The sequence below is a fragment of the Streptomyces sp. CA-111067 genome, assembly GCF_050956065.1.
In the GTDB taxonomy this organism is placed as follows: Bacteria; Actinomycetota; Actinomycetes; order Streptomycetales; family Streptomycetaceae; genus Actinacidiphila.
This window is the reverse complement of record NZ_CP192103.1, coordinates 7,164,910-7,182,307: the sequence shown is the minus strand read 5'-3', so window position 1 is coordinate 7,182,307 and position 17,398 is coordinate 7,164,910. Positions and strand designations below refer to the sequence as shown.

Genomic DNA, 17,398 nt, shown 5'->3' with positions numbered 1-17,398 from the left:
ACTCAGCGTCAAATCCAGCGCCGAATATTCCTCGTACGGCCGCCACCTCTTAAGTCATCGCACTGCCTCGTCTGGCGTTACGCCCAGCTTACGTGGCCCGAGTCACACCCCATGTTGTGTCATCACCTCTCAAAGATGGACATATACCACGCATAGCGCCGCCGCAGACCCCGAAGTTTCCGGGATCCGCGGCGGTGGGGACGCGGTCAGTGCTGCTCGCGCGGCGGCGGGACGACGTGGTCGCTGCCGGGCACGGTCTGCTCGGGCTGCAGCACCGGCTGGGCGGGCTGGACGGCGAGCAGCTGGCGCATCGCCGCCTCGGCCGTCCCGCCGTCGCCCTCGGCGAGCGCGTCCACGATCCGGTGGTGCAGGCCGACCGAGGTGTCGCCGGGGCGCTCGCAGCCGGTGACCGGGCCGCCGGAGACGTGCAGCGCGGCCGAGACGATGCCGGACAGGTGCTCCAGCATCCGGTTGCCGGCGATCTGCAGGAGCAGGGCGTGGAACTCGACGTCGGCTCGGGTGAACGTGAGCGTGTCGCCCTGGGCGGCGGCGTGGGCCATGATCTCCGCCATGTCGGCGAGGCGCTGCTGCACGTCCTCGCGGCCGTGGCCGGCGGCCAGCCGGGCGGCCAGCGGCTCGATCGTCCAGCGCAGTTCGAGCAGTTCGCGGCGCTGGTCGTCGCGCTGCGGCCCGAAGGCGCGCCATTCGATGATGTCGGGATCGAGCAGGTTCCAGTCGGCGACCGGGCGGACCCGGGTGCCGACATTGGGCCTGGCGCTGACCAGGCCCTTGGCCTCCAGCACGCGCAGCGACTCGCGCACCACGGTGCGGGAGACCTCGAAGCGCTGGCCGATCTCCTCGGGGACCAGCGGGCGGTCGGCGCCCAGGTCGCCCGAGACGATCATCTGCCCGAGCTGCTGGACGAGTTGTCCGTGCAAGCCCCGGCCACGACTGCCGCCCGCCCGGCGGCCCATCCGGCTCATGTCCGGCTCCATGCCCTCCCAGGACGATGGTCCTGGACGGTCGGTGCCGGTGGCATCGGCGTACGTGTAGCGGTCCAGCTCGCCCGGGCCGGCGATGCCGGAGCCGGCGGATCGAGCCGCGGTCATCATGGTGTGCGCAAGGGTACTCACGCATCTTTTGTCGGCGAGGCCGATGCGGGCCTTGAGGGCTTTGCTGAAAAGCACACGAAAGGGTGAGTGCTCATCACCTGATAATTGACGTTTTACAGGGACGAATCATCCCTTTTCTTCCGTCAGCGGCGCAGTTCGGCCGCCCGGCAGGGCAGTTGGGCCGCGCCCGCGCCGCCGGGCCCGCAACGCACCTGCCAGATAGGCGATGACCAGCACCGTCAGCGACAACGCCAGCGCCAGGACGGTGGGTTGGGAGGCGAACCGCAGCAGCGCCGAGGTCGTTCCGCGGTCGCCCTGCGAGACCCCGCTGAGCACCGACCACAACGCTCCGCCCGCGTCGCGAAGTTGCCCGGTCCGATGCCCACCGAGCAGCCTGGACAAGGCCGGAGACAGCAGCAGCGGTACGGCGAGCAGGGCCGCGACGCCGAGCGCCGTGGTGCGCAGCACCGCCGCGGCCAGCACTCCGGCCCAGGCGCAGCCGACGGCGAGCAGCGCCCAGCCGGCGACGGCGCCCGGCACGGCCGACGGTTCCGGCAGCCGGCCGGGGCCGAGGGCCAGCCGCAGCGCCGCGGTGTCCAGCACGGCGGCCAGCGCGGCCAGCAGCAGGGCGAGGGTTCCGCTGACGGCGAGTTTGGCCGCGAGCAGCCGCGGCGCCCGGGGTTCCGGGCCGTATCCGGGGGCCAGCGCCGGGAAGCGGAACTCCTGCCCGTACGAGAGCGCTCCGATCAGCCCGGCCCCGATCGCCGCCACCGGCAGGGGCAGTTGTACGGCCCAGCCGGAGATCAGCCGCAGCGCCGAGGCGGACGGGGCCCCGGTCCGGGCCAGCAGGAGGGTGCCGAGCACGGAACCCGCCAGCGCGGCGCCGGCCGCCGGCCACACGGTGCGCACGCCGAAGCAGCGGCGCAGCTCGTAGCGCAGCGGGTGGCGCGGGCCGGGCCGGCGCGGCACCCGGCGCGGCGGGCGCGGCGCCTGCGGGGCCGGCTGTTCGACGGTCTCGGGCCGGTCGGAATCCGGCCGGCCGTCGGTCTCCTCCGCCAGGTGGTGCAGCAGGATGCCGTGCCGGTAGGCGGTCTCGCCGACGGCCGCCGCGCTCGGCCCGTAGACGGCGATCCGGCTGCCGCCCGCGCCGACCACCTCGGTGCCGTCGCCCGCCAGCAGCTCGGCCAGCCGCTGGGCGTAGGGCGAGCGGACGGCGACGTGCCGGCGCAGCCGGGTGCTCGCGAACCGCGCCGACGACTGGTCGGCGACCATCCGCCCCCGGTCCAGCGCGATCACCCGGTCCGCGGTCCTGGCCAGCGCTCCGGCGTCCCGGCCGGTGAGCAGCACCGCGCCGCCGCCAGCCGCGTGCCGGCGCACCAGGGCGTGCAGCCAGGCGGCCTCGCGGGGCGGAAGGCCGCGGACCGGGTCGTCCAGCACCAGCGCGCACGGGTCGGCGAGCAGCGCGGCGGCGCAGCCCAGCCTGCGGTCCATGGCCAGCGAGTAGCCGGCCAGCCTCCGGTCGGCCACCGCGCCGAGGCCGGCCAGCTCGAGCATGTCCTCGGCGCGGGAGGCGGGCAGACCGTAGGCGGCGCACAGCATCCGCAGGTGGCCGCGGGCGGTGCGGCCGGGGTGCCCCGGGACGTCGCCGACCACCGCGCCGATCGCCCGGGCCGGCTGGGCCAGCGCGTGCAGCGGGCGGCCGTCGAACAGGGTGGCGCCGCGGCCGGCCTGCAGGCCGAGCAGCAGCCGCACGGCGGTCGACTTGCCCGCGCCCGCGGGACCGAGCAGCCCGGTGACCTCGCCGGGACGGATCTCGAAGGTGAGGTCGGTGACGGCGGGCGGGGCGTCACGGCGGGGCGTGCTGGTCAATCCGATGGCCTGGATCACCCGTGCACCATAACGCCCAAAAGGGATAAATCGTCAGACGATCAGACTTGTCGGCCCGGCTACCGGGTCAGCCTCCGGTCAGACCTCCGGCCGGAGCATCGGCGGGTTGAGCAAGGTGGCGCCGCCCGCCCGGAAGAGCTGAGCGGGACGCCCGCCCTGACGGGTCGTCGTGCCTCCGGTGGGCACCAGGAATCCGACCGTGCCGGTGACCTTGCGGTGGAAGTTGCGCGGGTCGAGCGCCACCCCCCACACCGCCTCGTAGACCCGGCGCAGCTCCCCCACCGTGAACTCCGGCGGGCAGAAGGCGGTGGCCAGCGACGAATACTCGATCTTGGACCGGGCCCGCTCGACCCCGTCCGCCAGGATCCTGGCGTGGTCGAAGGCGAGCGGGGCGGCGTCACCCGGGTGCTCCTGGCCGCCCTCGGCCAGCAGCGTCCCGACCGGCGCCCAGCGGGCACCGCGCGCGTCACCGCCGGGGCGCGGAGCGGGCAGGTCGGGCGCGAGCACCAGATGGGCGACGCTCACCACCCGCATCCGCGGATCGCGCTGCGGGTCGCCGTAGGTGGCGAGCTGCTCCAGGTGAGCGCCGTTCTGCGCGTGCAGCCCGGTCTCCTCGGCCAGCTCGCGGGCCGCCGCCTGGGACAGGTTCTCGTCACTCCTGACGAATCCGCCCGGCAGTGCCCACCGGCCCTGGAACGGCGCCTCGCCCCGGCGCACCGAGAGCGCGCACAGTGCGTGATGTCGCACCGTGAGCACGACCAGATCGACGGTGACGGCGAGGGGCGGGTAGGCCGACGGGTCGTAGGGCGACATACCAAGATCCTAGTCGTCTGCCTGACGATAATCAGCCGGATCGGCGGCTGCCGCCCCTTTCGTTCCCGCCGGCCCGCGCCCGCGCGGCCCGCCGCCGCGGACCTGCCCCCTGACCTGCGGGGGTGCTCGTCCCCGCGGACCCCGGTCAGCGACGCGTACGGGCACGGCGGCCTCCCGGTGAGTGGCGGCCGGGTCCGCGGCCGGCCGGTCCAGACGGCCCGCGGCGGGCCGTGCTCTGCGCGATCACCCGCTCGCGGCGCTGGTGCCGCAGGCACCGCCGGAGCACCTCGGGATCCAGGCCCTGGTTGATCGCGTTGTGCAGCAGCCGGGCGAACCGGTACTCGGGGTCGAGGTCCAGGGCCAGGCCGAGCGCGACCCTGGCCTCCACGTCGTCGCCGGACGACCAGGCCACCCACCCGGCCAGGCTGAGCGGCGCGGCGGCATGCTCGTCGTAGGGGCCGGCGCAGCGGCGGGCGAGCGCCCGCCAGAGCCGGATCGCGGCGTCGGCGTGCACCGGTTCGATCCACTCGGCGGCCCGGTCGCGGCTGATCCGGTCCTGGAGGCCGAGGATGATCGCCGCGGCCTCGTCGTCGGCGAGGAGCTTGTCGTCCCGGCGGTCGGCGGTCGCGGGCGCGTCCGTGCCGGTGGCGGAGCGGAACTTCTCCAGCGCCGCGCGGGCCAGGGCCATGGTGCGCCGCATGATCACGGCGCTGTCGTCGTTGGCGAGCATCCGCGGCACGAGTTCGGCGGCGGCCGCGTCCAGCGCGATCTCGTGCTCGCGGTCGCGCGGCTGCGACGGCTGGTATCTGGCCTCCATGTCGCGCAGCGAACCGGGTTCGGGCAGCCCGGCGTATGCGCTGGTGGCGGCCAGGACGGACTGGCCGGGAGGAGGCAGCGGGACTCCCTCGTCCTGGGCGGCCGGATGCCCGGGATGCAGGTAGGACCACCAGCGGCCCGCCGACACGCACAGCGCCTCGACCACCGGCACGTCCAGTTCCCCGCAGGCGAGCCGGAGGCGCTGCGCCAGTGGCCGCAGCCGTTCCACCACCGCGGCCGGCCGCTCGCCCTCGCGCGGATCCTGGCAGAGGAACAGCACGATGGCGTCCGGCCGGCCGCCGCGCCGCGCGCTGCCCGTGACCAGGCAGTCCGCCAACTGGCGTGCCACCTCCGGCCACTCGCCCGCGTCCTCGGGCAGCCCGAGTCGCAGCCGGCCGCCGAAGCGGCCGTGCTCGCCGTGCAGGGCGAGCATCAGAACGCTGTCGTGGGGATGGAAGCCCATCAGATACGGGAGGGCGTCGGCGAGTTCGGCCGGGCCGCCGAGGGTGACCTTCAGCCGGGCCTGGCGTGATGACTCTGCGTATGTGAATTCATTGCTCTGTGTCATGACTCGACGATGACCCAGCCGACCGGCGCGGCGCCAGACCCCCCAAAAGGCTGTGGATAACCCGCGGCCCGAGTTATCCACAGATCACGGAGCGCGTTGGCGTTTTGTCGGTGCCGTCGGGTTGCATGGGCGCATGAGCGAATCGACCACCGAACTGCGTACCGCGGCCGACACCGTCCTGAGCCGGCTCGTCGGCGCCGAGCCCGGCGCCGCCCGGCTGCGAGAGGACCAGTGGCTCGCGGTCGAGGCGCTGGTCGCGCACGGCCGCAGAACGCTGGTGGTGCAGCGCACCGGCTGGGGCAAGTCGGCGGTGTACTTCGTGGCCACCGCGCTGCTGCGGGCGCGCGGCAGCGGCCCGACGGTGATCGTCTCGCCGCTGCTCGCGCTGATGCGCAATCAGGTGGAGGCCGCGGCCCGGGCCGGGATCAAGGCCCGCACGATCAACTCGTCCAACACCGAGGAGTGGGGGGAGATCGAGGCCGAGGTGGCCGCGGGAGAGGTGGACGTGCTGCTGGTGAGTCCCGAGCGGCTGAACAACCCCGACTTCCGCGATCAGGTGCTGCCCAAGCTCGCCGCGACCACCGGCCTGCTCGTGGTGGACGAGGCCCACTGCATCTCCGACTGGGGCCATGACTTCCGCCCCGACTACCGCCGGCTGCGCACCATGCTCGCCGAACTGCCCGCCGGCGTCCCGGTGCTGGCCACCACGGCCACGGCGAACGCCCGGGTGACCGCCGACGTCGCCGAGCAGCTCGGCACCGGGGCGACGGGGGCCGACGAGGCCGGCGCGCTCGTGCTGCGCGGGCCGCTCGACCGGGAGAGCCTGTCGCTCGGCGTGCTGCGGATGCCCGACGCCGCGCACCGGCTGGCCTGGCTGGCCGACCACCTCGACAAGCTGCCGGGCTCCGGCATCATCTACACCCTGACCGTGGCGGCGGCCGACGAGATCACCGGATTCCTGCGGCAGCGCGGTTTCGCCGTCACCGCCTACTCGGGGAAGACGGAGAACGCCGACCGGCAGGCGGCCGAGGCGGATCTGCTCGCCAACCGGGTCAAGGCGCTGGTGGCCACCTCGGCGCTGGGCATGGGGTTCGACAAGCCCGACCTCGGCTTCGTCGTGCACGTCGGGTCGCCGTCGTCGCCGATCGCGTACTACCAGCAGGTCGGCCGAGCCGGACGCGGAGTCGACCACGCGGAGGTGCTGCTGCTGCCGGGCCGGGAGGACGAGTCGATCTGGCGGTATTTCGCCTCCCTCGCCTTCCCCCCGCAGGAGCAGGTGCGCCGCACCCTGGACATCCTCGCCGAGGCCGACCGGCCGCTGTCGGTCCCGGCCCTGGAGACCCGCGTCGACCTGCGGCGCTCCCGGCTGGAGACCATGCTCAAGGTGCTCGACGTGGACGGCGCGGTGCATCGGGTGCGCGGCGGCTGGACCTCGACCGGGCAGCCGTGGACGTACGACACCGAGCGGTACGCCTGGGTCGCGCGCCAGCGCGAGACCGAGCAGCAGGCTATGCGGGACTACGCGAACACCACCGCCTGCCGGATGGAGTTCCTGCGCTGCCAGTTGGACGACGAGAAGGCCGAGCCGTGCGGCCGCTGCGACAACTGCGCCGGCGCGCGCTTCCCCACCGAGGTGTCCACCGCCGCGCTGGACGCCGCCCGCGCCGCGCTCGGCCGCCCCGGCGTGGAGATCGAGCCGCGCAAGATGTGGCCGACCGGCCTTGAGACGATCGGTGTGTCCCTCAAGGGGCGGATCCCGGCCACCGAGCAGGCCGCGGCCGGCCGGGCCCTCGGCAGGCTGTCCGACATCGGCTGGGGCAACCGGCTGCGGCCGCTGTTCGCCCAGGGCGCCGCCGACCAGCCGGTACCGCAGGACGCGGTGGACGCGGTGGTGCGGGTGCTGGCCGACTGGGCCAGGGGGCCCGGCGGTTGGGCCAGCGGCGAGCCGGACGCGCCCGCCCGCCCGGTGGGCGTGGTCGGCCTCGCCTCCCGCGGTCACGGCCGGCTCGTGGAGAGCCTGAGCGCCCGGATCGCGGAGGTCGGCAGGATGCCGCTGCTGGGCCGGATCGACTACGCGGAGTACGGCGATCCGGGCGGTGTGCCGCGCAGCAACAGCGCCCAGCGCGTACGTGCCCTGCACGAAGCCTTCGTCCTGGCGCCGGAATTGGTTGAAGCCCTGAAGGCGGCGCCGGGCCCCGTGCTGCTGGTCGACGACTTCGCGGACACCGGATGGACACTGGCAGTGACCGCCCGGTTGCTGCGCAAGGCCGGGGCCACCGCCGTGTTCCCGCTGGTCCTGGCGGTTCAGGGGTGAGAGGGCCCGCGGATGGGCACTGATCGGAAGGGATCTATGCGGCGGACAGGTCCATACCGGTCGATGACTTCAATTGCCCGTTGCCGCATGGCAATACGAGAGGAAGAATTGGACGCGGATCCCCGATCGGCTCTTGGAGCCTCCTGACCGGCGTGCGCCCGCGCCCGGTCCGAGGGTGCATCCGTGAAGGGAGGACCGTGACCATCGGCTTCGTTCAGGAGGCGTCCTCCGCCACTTCACCGCTCGTGTCACGCAGCCTGGAGCCGGCCGAATGGACCGACATCAGCGTGCCGATGCTCGCCAACCCGCGTGACGTGATCAAGGACCTGCACTCCAGGCACCTGCCGGCGCCGTCCACCGCCGTGGTCGCGGTCTACGATCCCGACGGCCGGATCCGTGCCAGTGCCTCGTTCACCGCGCGCAGCGGCGTGGTCGACGGCTGGGAGCGGCGCAACGCGCTGCTGTCCCATCTGCGCCGCGTCATCCCGCACGACCTGCGGCTGCGCAAGCCCATACGGATCGCGGTGCTGCTCGTGTGCCGGGACGGCGCGCCCGGCTGGACGGGCAGTGACGGCGCCTGGATGTGGGGGCTGCGCGACGCCTGCACTCTGCACGGGCTGCGGTGCGGCTCCTACGTGACGCTCACCGCCGACGGCTGGAACGTGATAGCGGAGAATCGCGCCGGGCGCACGCCCAACGCCGACTCCCGGACACGGCGGCCCGCGGACACGGCGCCGACCCTGCCGGGCGGGAGCCCGCAGCCGCTGCGCCGCGCCGCCGCGCAGTGACCGTCAGGCGCCCGCGCGCAGCAGGGCGTTGATCCTGGCCGGGTCGCCGCAGACGATCAGCAGCAGCCCGGCGCGGGACAGCGCGCCCGCCAGCGCCTTCGGCAGCCGGCCGTCGTCGCCGCCGTTCAGCGCCACGACGACGACCGGCCGCCCGGTCGCCCGGGTGCTGGAGATGTCGGCGTAGAACACGTCGTCGGCGGCGTCGTGCTGCGCCCAGTAGGACGCCTCGCCGAAGGTGAGTTCGTGGTCGGCCCACGGGTGCTGGTCCCCGGTGGTGAGGACCAGGATCTCGCCCGGCGCGCGGCCGCTGTCGAGCAGCAGGTCGACCGCCTCCTCGGCGGCGTCAACAGCGCCGTCGGCGGGTGCGGGGATCAGTTGGATCTGGGCCGGCGCGGGATCGGCGGCACGCTGGGCGGGGACCGCGGGCACTGCCGAGGCGGCCGGGGTCACCGGGCCTGAATCGGCGGCGGCAGCGGTGGACTTGCCGACGGGACGGGCGGGACCGGGACGGCCCGCGCCGACACCGGCGGTGGCGACCTCCCTCGGCGGCACAGGCCGCGGGGGGCCGGGAACAGGACGCGGGGTCAGCGCACTCCGACCGCTGGTCGGAGCAGTGCGGGGACCCGGGACGCTCTCGTGAATCTGAGGCTCCTCGGGGGTGAGAGGCATGAGTTGATGTCTATCAAACGTGCTGCGGATGCGCAGCGGTGGGTGGGTGCTGGATCAGAAATCGAAACCGAGTTGTTCCCCTTGTTCCACCTGTTCGTCGAGCCGGCGCACCTTTTTCAGATGCTGCCAGCGCGGCAGTGCATCCAGATACGACCACGACAGCCGGTGCAGCACCGTGGGCCCGAGCTCCTCGAGGGCCGCGCGGTGGACGGGTGAGGGGTATCCGGCGTTGTCAGCGAAGGCGAACGGGCGGTATTCGGCGTCCAGTTCCGCCATCGCGGCATCGCGGCGCACCTTGGCGATCACGGACGCGGCGGCGACCGCCACGCACGACTGGTCGCCCTTGATCACGGTACGGACCCGCCACGAGCCGCCGAGGTAGTTGTGCTTGCCGTCCAGGATCACCGCGTCCGGCCGCTCGGGCAGCCCTCCGAGCGCGCGCTCGGCCGCCAGCCGCAGCGCGGCCGTCATCCCCAGGTCGTCGATCTCCTCGGGCGAGGCATGGCCGAGCGCGAAGGAGGTGACCCAGTCGGCGAGCACGGCGGCCATCTTGGTGCGGCGCTTGGGGGTGATGAGCTTGGAGTCGGTCAGGCCCTCGGGCGCGCGGCGCAGACCGGTGACGGCGGCGCAGACGGTGACGGGGCCGGCCCAGGCGCCGCGTCCCACCTCGTCCACACCGGCGACGGTGCGCACTCCGAGGGTGGCACGAAGCGACCGCTCGACTCGGTGGGTGGGTGGTTCGTACGCCATGACATGACTCAGCCTACCCCCAGGTCCGGTGGCTTCAGCAGGGGTGTCAGACAGCAACGGCCCACGCCGGAAGTGCCTCTGTGCGCTCGGTCCAGTCGGCCGGTGGCGCCCCGCCGGGAGCCGACGCCACGATGCCGCCGACGATCGCGCAGGTGGTGTCGATGTCGCCGCCCGCCTTGGCAGTGGTCCAGAACGCCCGCTGGTAGTCGCCGAGATGGCGGGCGGCCGACCACAGTGCGAACGGCACCGTGTCGTGCGCGCTGGTGCGCCGGCCGCAGCCGAGGACGGCCGCCACGGTGCCCACGTCGGCGTAGTCGAGCATGTCGAGGGCCCGGCGGATCCCGGCGTGCACGGCGCTGCGCGGCACCAGGTCGATCACCCGGCCGAGCAGTGCGGACGCCTCGGGCGGGCCTGCCGGGTCGGCGGCCAGCGCGGCCGCGGCGGCGACCGCCATCGCTCCGGCCACCGCTTCCCGGTGTTGGTGGGTGGTGAACGCCGAAGCCTCCGCCTGCTGGACGGCCGGCACAGGATCGCCGGCATACCAGGCACCCAGCGGCGCGACCCGCATGGCGGCGCCGTTGCCCCAGGAGCCCTGGCCGTTGAACAGCCCGGCCGCCAGTTCCCGCCAGTCGGCGCCTTCCTGACGGATCAGCCGCAGCATCCGGTTGACGGCCGGGCCGTAGCCGCGGTCGAAGTCGTGGTGCTCGGCGAAGGACGCCGCCAGGGCGTCCTGGTCGATCCCGCCGTGGTGGACGAGCACGGCGAACACGGAGCAGGCCATCTCCGTGTCGTCGGTCCACGCCCAGGTGCCGGGCGGCGGTTGGCCGTTCTGCAGTGCGGTGTAGTTGGCGGGGACGAAGAACTGGGAGCCCAGGGCGTCACCGGTGGCCAGTCCTCGGAGGCTGGACAGCGCGCGGGAGGTGCGCTCGGAGTGAGTGATGTCGGCGGTCATGGCGTCGAAACTCTGACATCACGCACGATCCCGGTCAATCTCCTGTGCCCGATGTCACCAGGGCCCGCCGCCGGGTTCCTCCGGGGTGCGCCACCGTTCGAACGGCCGGTCCAGGGTGTAGTGGTCGTCCGCGCCGAGCAGCAGCATGCGGGTCTCGGCGTTGTCGGGGTTGGACAGCGATTCGAACTCCTCCACCGTCCAGTGGAACCAGCGCATGCAGAACAGCCGCATCGTCAGTCCGTGGGTGACCAGCAGGACGTTCGGCGGGAAGTCCTCGTTGTCGAACGCCCGGTAGAGGGTCTCCAGGAAGGCACCGACCCGGTCGTAGACGTCGGCGCCGCTCTCCCCCATCGCGAAACGGTAGAAGAAGTGCCCGTAGGCGTCCCTGGCCTTGCGCTGCCGCTGGATGTCCTCGACGTCCTGCCAGTTCCCCCAGTCCTGCTCGCGCAGCCGCGGCTCCTCCTTGGCCCGGGTCAGCCGCGGATCGAGCCCGAGGGCGCGGAAGGTGTTCCAGGTGCGCCGGTAGGGGGAGACGAATGCCTGCACCCGTTCCTCCCCGAACAGCTTCCGCAGCCCGGCGCCCGCCGTGGTGGCCTGGCGCAGGCCGGCGGCGGTGAGTTCCAGGGCGTGGTCCGGCACCCGGGCGTAGATGGTGTCGTCCTCATTGCCCTGGGACTCGCCGTGCCGGATGAGCACGATGCGGCGAGGGCGTCCCATGCAGGTCAGCCTATTGCGCTGAAGCGGCCGCGTCAGATCAGCTCAGCCACCAGCCGCTCCGAGATCTCCCGCAGCTGCTGCCGCGCCGCCGCGTCGTACGCCTGCCGGTCGGCCCGGTCCTCCTGCGTTCCGCTGAAGTAGCGCCCTGTCCCCAGGTCGGTGCCGTCGATCAGCCGCAGTGTCGCCTCGCCGCCCTCCTCCACGGTGCTCCACGGGGCGATTCCCCCCTCTCTGACCATGGTCGTGTCCATGAAGGTGGCCGGATGCAGCGCGTTCACCGTCACCCCGGTGTCCCGCAGCTCCTCGGCCAGATCGAAGGTGAACATGATCTGCGCCAGCTTGCTCTGGGTGTAGGCCCGTCCGCCGTCGTAGTCCTTGGCCAGCATCGGGTCGGCGAAGTCGATGGCCCGCTGGCCCGCGGAGGCCACATTGACGATCCGGGACGGCGCCGAGGCGGTCAGCAGCGGCAGCAGCCGGCGGGTCAGCCGGTAGCCGGCCAGGTAGTTCACCGCGAAACGGCGCTCCACACCGCCGGCCACCGTCTCCCTGCCGCCCCCGGGCGAGGCCGCACCGATTCCGGCGTTGTTGACCAGCACCTCCAGCCGGTCGGTACGGGCCAGCACGTCGTCGGCGAGCCGGTCGACCTCGCGCAGGTCGGCGAGGTCGGCGAGCAGCACCTCCGCCCGGTCCTCCCCGGTGGCCTCGCGCACCGCCCGCCGTACCTCCTCGGCGCGCTCCGCGCTGCGGCCGTGCACCAGCACATGCGCCCCGCCCTCCGCCAGGCGCACCGCCAGCCAGCGGCCCATTCCGTCGGTCGATCCGGTGATCAGGACCGTCCTGCGGTCCGGCGCGGTCACAGCGCTGCCGGGCGCAGCCGCGACCCGCCGTCCACGGGCAGCACCAGGCCGGTGGTGAAGGTGCTGTCGATCAGAAAGCCGATCGCGTCGCCGATGTCCTCCGGGCGTCCGACCCGTCCGGCCGGGGCGGTGGCGGCGTAGCCGTCGAAGGTCGCCTGCCGGGTCTCGGCGTCCATCCAGTCCCACCACGGCGTGTCGATGATGCCGGGCGAGACCGCGTTCACCCGGGTCGGGGCCAGCTCGACCGCGAGCACCGGCACCATCGCCTCGACCGCGGCGTTGACCGCGGCCAGCCCGGCCGTGCCCGGCCTGGCCGCGCCCGCGGACCCGGCGGTGATGAAGGTGATCGAGCCGCCCGGGCGGAGCACCTTCAGGGCCGCCTGGGCGACCACGGTCTGCGCTATCAGCTTGCCCTCCGCCGCCGCGCGCAGATCGCTGATCGACAGGCTCTCGAAGGGCCCGGCGGCCGTGTTGCCGGTGACGGCGATCACCACGTGGTCGACCGTCCCCAGCTCGGCGAAGAAGGCGGCGGTGGCGACCTCGTCGGTGGCGTCGACCGAGGCGCCGGACGCGCCCTCCCCCAGCTTCTCCACCGCGGCGTCCAGCCTCGCCTTGCCGCGCCCGGTGACGACCACCGCACGGCCCTCGCGCAGCTGCCGCTCGGCAGCGGCCAGGCCGATACCGGAAGTGCCCCCGACCACGACGACACGTTCGTTCCTTGCAGACATCTTGAGCTCCATTTACGAGACATCGTGACTCGTTAAATATATTCGAGACACGATGCCTTGTAAAGTGGCTTCATGGAATCCATGGACGGCTCACCCGTACGGGGTAGACCACGCAGCGAGACGGCCCGCCAGGCCGTGCTGCACGCCACCCTCCAGCTGTGCCAGAGCGGCGGCTACCCGGCGCTGACGATGAAGGGCATCGCGGAGACCGCGGGCGTCGGCCGGCAGACGGTCTACCGCTGGTGGCCGGCCAAGCAGGACGTCCTGCTCGACGCGCTGCGCGACCTCGGCCTGCGCAAGGCCGAGCACCTCGATCCGGACTCCGGCGACACCCTGCTGGACGTCCGCACCCTGCTCGAAGCCACCTTCCGGCTCACCGAGCTGCTCACCGGCAAGGCACTGATCGGCCTGATGGCCGAGGCCCAGCACGACCCGGAGCTCTCCCGGCGTCTGCAGGGCACGGTGATCGGCCCGCGACGGGACGCGCTGCGCGCCACACTCGCCCGCGGAGTGGCGCGCGGTGAACTCTCCGACCGGACCGTGCCGCTGGAGCTGGCGGTCGACTTCGCCTTCGGCACCATGTGGTACCGGCTGATGAGCAAGCACGCCCCGATCGACGACGAGCTGGCCGGCCAGATCACCACCGCGCTGGCCACGATGCTGCACCCGGCGGACCCCGGCTGAGGCCGGCAGACCCCGGCTGCGGCTGCTCCAGCCGTCGAGCGCCGCCAGACCACCCGGCGCCGTCAGATCACCCGATCCCGTCAGACCACGCGCTTCGGTCAGACCGTCCAGCTCTGCACGACGTCCACCACGTCACCGGCCACCGACACCACGTCCGCGTCCAGCCCGGCCCGCTCCGACAGCCGTGCCACCGCCTGCTCGCGGTACTTGCCGCGCTCGGTGGCCGAGTTCCACATGGACAGCACCAGGAAGTCGTCGGCCTGCCCCTGCTGCCCCTGGCCGAAGATCCCGCGCAGCATGCCGGGCGATCCGGCCATCGCGGGATTCCACACCCGCTGCTGCATCTGGCTGAAGTGCTCGAAGCGCTCGGGCCGCACCTTGCAGAGGGCGACCCGCAGCAGATCCGCGTCCGCGAAGCGCGCCTCGAAACCGACCTTGACCTCTAGCCGGTGGGTGAACAGCCGGACGGCGAGCATCTCGTAGCTGCCGTCCTGCGGAGCGGCTATCGCGTCGTGCGGCCCGGCCATGAAGGCGTCATAGGAGGACCGGCCGTCCCAGAAGCTGAACAGATGCGCCACACCGGGCTGCGACCGGCTCCAGCCACCGCCCTGGCCGCGGAAGCCCGGCTGCTCCCTGAGCGCCGCCCACCTGCGCTGACCGCGGTCGAACCCGGCCTGATCGACGACGCCGCAGCGTATCCACTTCACCAACACCGCGCCATCGTAGTGGTGTTGACAACCGGATTCGTCCTGCCCGGGAAGCCCGCCGGACGGCGGCGGCGCCCGACATGCCGAGGGGACCGGCCACCGGCCGGTCCCCTCGGTCAATCGATCAGCTGATCAGCTGCAACCGCTGGTCGAGCCGCAGCCCTCGCAGAGGTAGCAGCTGCCCGCACGGCGCATCTTCGTGCCGCAGGAGAAGCACAGCGGGGCGTCGGCGTTCAGGCCGAGCTGGATCTCCAGCAGCTCCGTGGAGTTGTGCGCCTCCTTGGGCGCGGGCACCGCCGCAGCGGCGGGCGGCTTGGCCACGCTCAGCGGCGGGCGCACCTCGTTCTGCCGCGGTGCGGACTGCGCCAGGCTCTCCACGTCGATCTCGTCGTCACCGGCGCCGTAGGAACCGGTGTCCAGGTGCCGCTGACGCTCGTCGGCCGAGTGGATGCCGAGCGCCGAGCGGGTCTCGAACGGCAGGAAGTCCAGCGCCAGGCGGCGGAAGATGTAGTCCACGATGGACTGCGCCATCCGCACGTCCGGGTCGTCGGTGAGGCCGGCCGGCTCGAAGCGCATGTTGGTGAACTTCGAGACGTAGGTCTCCAGCGGGACGCCGTACTGCATGCCCACCGAGACGGCGATGGAGAAGGCGTCCATCATGCCCGCGAGGGTGGAGCCCTGCTTGGACATCTTAAGGAAGACCTCGCCGAGCCCGTCGTCGGGGTACGAGTTGGCCGTCATGTAGCCCTCGGCGCCGCCCACCGTGAAGGACGTGGTGATGCCCGGACGGCCCTTGGGCAGCCGCTTGCGCACCGGCCGGTACTCCACGACCTTCTCGACGGCCGCGGGCGCCTCCGCGGCGGCCTCGGCCGGCTTCTCGTCCTTCTTCTTGGCCGAGAGCGGCTGGCCGACCTTGCAGTTGTCGCGGTAGATGGCCAGCGCCTTCAGGCCGAGCCGCCACCCCTCGAAGTAGACCTCCTCGACCTCCTCGACGGTGGCCGACTCCGGCAGGTTGACCGTCTTGGAGATCGCGCCGGAGAGGAACGGCTGCGCGGCGGCCATCATGCGCACGTGGCCCATGGCGGAGATCGCGCGCTCACCCATGGCGCAGTCGAACACCTCGTAGTGCTCCTGCTTGAGGCCGGGCGCGTCGATCACGTTCCCGTTCTCCGCGATGTGCGCGACGATCGCCTCGACCTGCTCGTCCTGGTAGCCCAGGCGCCGCAGCGCGGCGGGCACCGTGTTGTTGACGATCTGCATCGAGCCGCCGCCGACGAGCTTCTTGAACTTCACCAGCGCGAGGTCGGGCTCCACGCCGGTGGTGTCGCAGTCCATCATCAGGCCGATGGTGCCGGTCGGCGCGAGCACCGATGCCTGAGCGTTACGGAAACCGTTCTTCTCGCCGAGCCGGAGCACGTCCTGCCATGCCTCGGTGGCCGCGGCCCAGACCGGGGTGTCCAGGTCGTCCACCCGGCCGGCCGCGGTGTTGGCGTCCGAGTGCTGCTTCATGACGCGCTTGTGGGCGTCCGCGTTGCGGGCGTAGCCGTCGTACGGGCCGACGACGGCGGCCAGTTCCGCGGACCGCTTGTACGACGTACCGGTCATCAGCGAGGTGATGGCGCCGGCCAGCCCGCGGCCGCCGTCGGAGTCGTAGGCGTGCCCGGTGGCCATCAGCAGCGCGCCGAGGTTGGCGTAGCCGATGCCCAGCTGGCGGAACGCCCGGGTGGTCTCGCCGATCTTCTCGGTCGGGAAGTCGGCGAAGCAGATGGAGATGTCCATCGCGGTGATGACCAGCTCGACGACCTTGGCGAAGCGCTCCGCGTCGAAGGACTGGCCGCCCTGGCCGTCCAGGCGGAGGAACTTCATCAGGTTGAGCGAGGCGAGGTTGCAGCTGGAGTTCTCCAGGTGCATGTACTCGCTGCACGGGTTGGAGGCGGTGATCCGGCCCGACTCGGGCGAGGTGTGCCAGTGGTTGATCGTGTCGTCGTACTGGATGCCCGGGTCGGCGCAGGCCCAGGCGGCCTCGGCGAGCTTGCGGAACAGCGCCTTCGCGTCGACCTCCTCGATGACCTCGCCGGTCATCCGGGCCCGCAGGCCGAAGTTGGAGCCCGCCTCGTACGCCTTCATGAACTCGTTGTTGACGCGCACCGAGTTGTTGGCGTTCTGGTACTGGACGGACGTGATGTCGTCGCCGCCCAGGTCCATGTCGAAGCCCGCGTCCCGCAGGGCGCGGATCTTGACCTCTTCCTTGACCTTGGTCTCGATGAACGCCTCGACATCGGGGTGGTCCACGTCCAGGACGACCATCTTGGCGGCGCGGCGGGTGGCGCCGCCCGACTTGATGGTGCCGGCCGACGCGTCGGCCCCCCGCATGAAGGAGACCGGCCCCGAGGCGTTGCCGCCGGAGGACAGCAGTTCCTTGGAGGAGCGGATCCGGGACAGGTTCAGGCCCGCGCCAGAACCGCCCTTGAAGATCATGCCCTCTTCCTTGTACCAGTCGAGGATCGACTCCATGGAGTCGTCGACGGACAGGATGAAGCAGGCCGAGACCTGCTGCGGCTGCGCGGTGCCGACGTTGAACCACACCGGCGAGTTGAAGCTGAACACCTGGTGCAGCAGGGCGTACGTCAGCTCGTGGTCGAAGAGCTCGGCGTCCTGCGGGGAGGCGAAGTAGCCGTTGTCCTCTCCCGCCTTGCGGTAGGTGCGCACCACCCGGTCGATGAGCTGCTTCAGGCTCTGCTCACGTACCGGGGTGCCGACCGCGCCGCGGAAGTACTTGCTGGTGACGATGTTGACCGCGTTCACCGACCAGAAGTCGGGGAACTCGACGCCACGCTGCTCGAAGTTGATCGAGCCGTCGCGCCAGTTGGTCATGACGACGTCACGGTGCTCCCAGACCACTTCGTCGTACGGATGCACGCCCGGAGTGGTGTGGATGCGCTCCATGCGCAGACCCTTGCTCGCCTTGGAACCCTTGGTACGGGAACCGCGTGCCGGGCCGCTCGTCGTCTCTGTCATTCCGCCTCCCTTTACGGG

At 72.3% G+C, this 17,398-nt stretch carries 15 protein-coding genes; 3 read left to right on the top strand and 12 right to left on the bottom strand.

What is annotated here, in order from left to right; all coding sequences use genetic code 11:
* Window positions 1-206: 206 nt before the first annotated feature.
* The 4 genes from ACQPW6_RS31935 to ACQPW6_RS31920 all read right to left on the bottom strand — a co-directional run bounded on the left by ACQPW6_RS31935 (window position 207) and on the right by ACQPW6_RS31920 (window position 5,196).
* A complete protein-coding gene (locus tag ACQPW6_RS31935; RefSeq protein ID WP_433893181.1) occupies window positions 207-1,133 on the bottom strand; it encodes a FadR/GntR family transcriptional regulator in 927 nt (308 codons plus the stop codon).
* Window positions 1,134-1,238: 105 nt separating this feature from the next.
* Window positions 1,239-2,999 carry an ATP-binding cassette domain-containing protein gene (locus ACQPW6_RS31930; RefSeq protein ID WP_433893180.1) on the bottom strand — a complete coding sequence of 587 codons (1,761 nt, stop codon included), beginning with the start codon at window positions 2,997-2,999 and terminating at the stop codon, window positions 1,239-1,241.
* 78 nt (window positions 3,000-3,077) lie between these two features.
* Complete coding sequence (locus ACQPW6_RS31925; protein ID WP_433893179.1) at window positions 3,078-3,812, bottom strand: NUDIX hydrolase; 735 nt, start codon at window positions 3,810-3,812, stop codon at window positions 3,078-3,080.
* 145 nt (window positions 3,813-3,957) lie between these two features.
* Complete coding sequence (locus tag ACQPW6_RS31920; protein ID WP_433893178.1) at window positions 3,958-5,196, bottom strand: DUF4192 domain-containing protein; 1,239 nt, start codon at window positions 5,194-5,196, stop codon at window positions 3,958-3,960.
* Between the two features lie 133 nt (window positions 5,197-5,329).
* Here ACQPW6_RS31920 and ACQPW6_RS31915 point away from each other — a divergent pair, with 133 nt between their 5' ends.
* Both ACQPW6_RS31915 and ACQPW6_RS31910 read left to right on the top strand, forming a co-directional pair.
* Window positions 5,330-7,510, top strand: coding sequence for a DEAD/DEAH box helicase (locus ACQPW6_RS31915; RefSeq protein WP_433893177.1), 2,181 nt, complete (start codon window positions 5,330-5,332; stop codon window positions 7,508-7,510).
* Between the two features lie 197 nt (window positions 7,511-7,707).
* The gene (locus ACQPW6_RS31910) at window positions 7,708-8,298 is read left to right on the top strand and encodes a hypothetical protein (RefSeq protein ID WP_433893176.1); all 591 of its coding nucleotides are present in this window, start codon (window positions 7,708-7,710) and stop codon (window positions 8,296-8,298) included.
* Window positions 8,299-8,301: 3 nt separating this feature from the next.
* On the opposite strand, the gene ACQPW6_RS31905 is transcribed toward ACQPW6_RS31910, so the two are convergent.
* From ACQPW6_RS31905 to ACQPW6_RS31880, 6 genes are read right to left on the bottom strand one after another with little or no spacing between them, the layout of a single operon-like run.
* Window positions 8,302-8,967 (bottom strand): hypothetical protein, encoded by a 666-nt coding sequence (locus ACQPW6_RS31905; protein ID WP_433893175.1) that lies wholly within the window; start codon window positions 8,965-8,967, stop codon window positions 8,302-8,304.
* 54 nt (window positions 8,968-9,021) lie between these two features.
* A complete protein-coding gene (locus tag ACQPW6_RS31900) occupies window positions 9,022-9,717 on the bottom strand; it encodes a ribonuclease HII (protein WP_433893174.1) in 696 nt (231 codons plus the stop codon).
* A gap of 46 nt (window positions 9,718-9,763) precedes the next feature.
* Window positions 9,764-10,669 (bottom strand): ADP-ribosylglycohydrolase family protein, encoded by a 906-nt coding sequence (locus ACQPW6_RS31895; protein ID WP_433893173.1) that lies wholly within the window; start codon window positions 10,667-10,669, stop codon window positions 9,764-9,766.
* Between the two features lie 54 nt (window positions 10,670-10,723).
* Window positions 10,724-11,386, bottom strand: coding sequence for a histidine phosphatase family protein (locus ACQPW6_RS31890; protein ID WP_433893172.1), 663 nt, complete (start codon window positions 11,384-11,386; stop codon window positions 10,724-10,726).
* 32 nt (window positions 11,387-11,418) lie between these two features.
* The gene (locus tag ACQPW6_RS31885) at window positions 11,419-12,243 is read right to left on the bottom strand and encodes an SDR family NAD(P)-dependent oxidoreductase (RefSeq protein ID WP_433893171.1); all 825 of its coding nucleotides are present in this window, start codon (window positions 12,241-12,243) and stop codon (window positions 11,419-11,421) included.
* Window positions 12,240-12,971, bottom strand: a complete 732-nt coding sequence (locus tag ACQPW6_RS31880; RefSeq protein WP_433893170.1) for an SDR family oxidoreductase — start codon at window positions 12,969-12,971, stop codon at window positions 12,240-12,242. Before ACQPW6_RS31880 ends, ACQPW6_RS31885 begins: the two co-directional genes overlap by 4 nt.
* Window positions 12,972-13,043: 72 nt before the next feature.
* Here ACQPW6_RS31880 and ACQPW6_RS31875 point away from each other — a divergent pair, with 72 nt between their 5' ends.
* Window positions 13,044-13,655 carry a TetR/AcrR family transcriptional regulator gene (locus ACQPW6_RS31875; protein ID WP_433893169.1) on the top strand — a complete coding sequence of 204 codons (612 nt, stop codon included), beginning with the start codon at window positions 13,044-13,046 and terminating at the stop codon, window positions 13,653-13,655.
* A gap of 98 nt (window positions 13,656-13,753) precedes the next feature.
* Here the strand turns inward: ACQPW6_RS31875 and ACQPW6_RS31870 are convergent, their stop codons facing one another.
* Entirely contained in the window at window positions 13,754-14,368 is a 615-nt protein-coding gene (locus tag ACQPW6_RS31870; RefSeq protein ID WP_433893168.1) for a YdbC family protein, read from the bottom strand.
* 126 nt (window positions 14,369-14,494) lie between these two features.
* Complete coding sequence (locus ACQPW6_RS31865) at window positions 14,495-17,380, bottom strand: vitamin B12-dependent ribonucleotide reductase (RefSeq protein WP_433893167.1); 2,886 nt, start codon at window positions 17,378-17,380, stop codon at window positions 14,495-14,497.
* Window positions 17,381-17,398 lie beyond the last annotated feature (18 nt).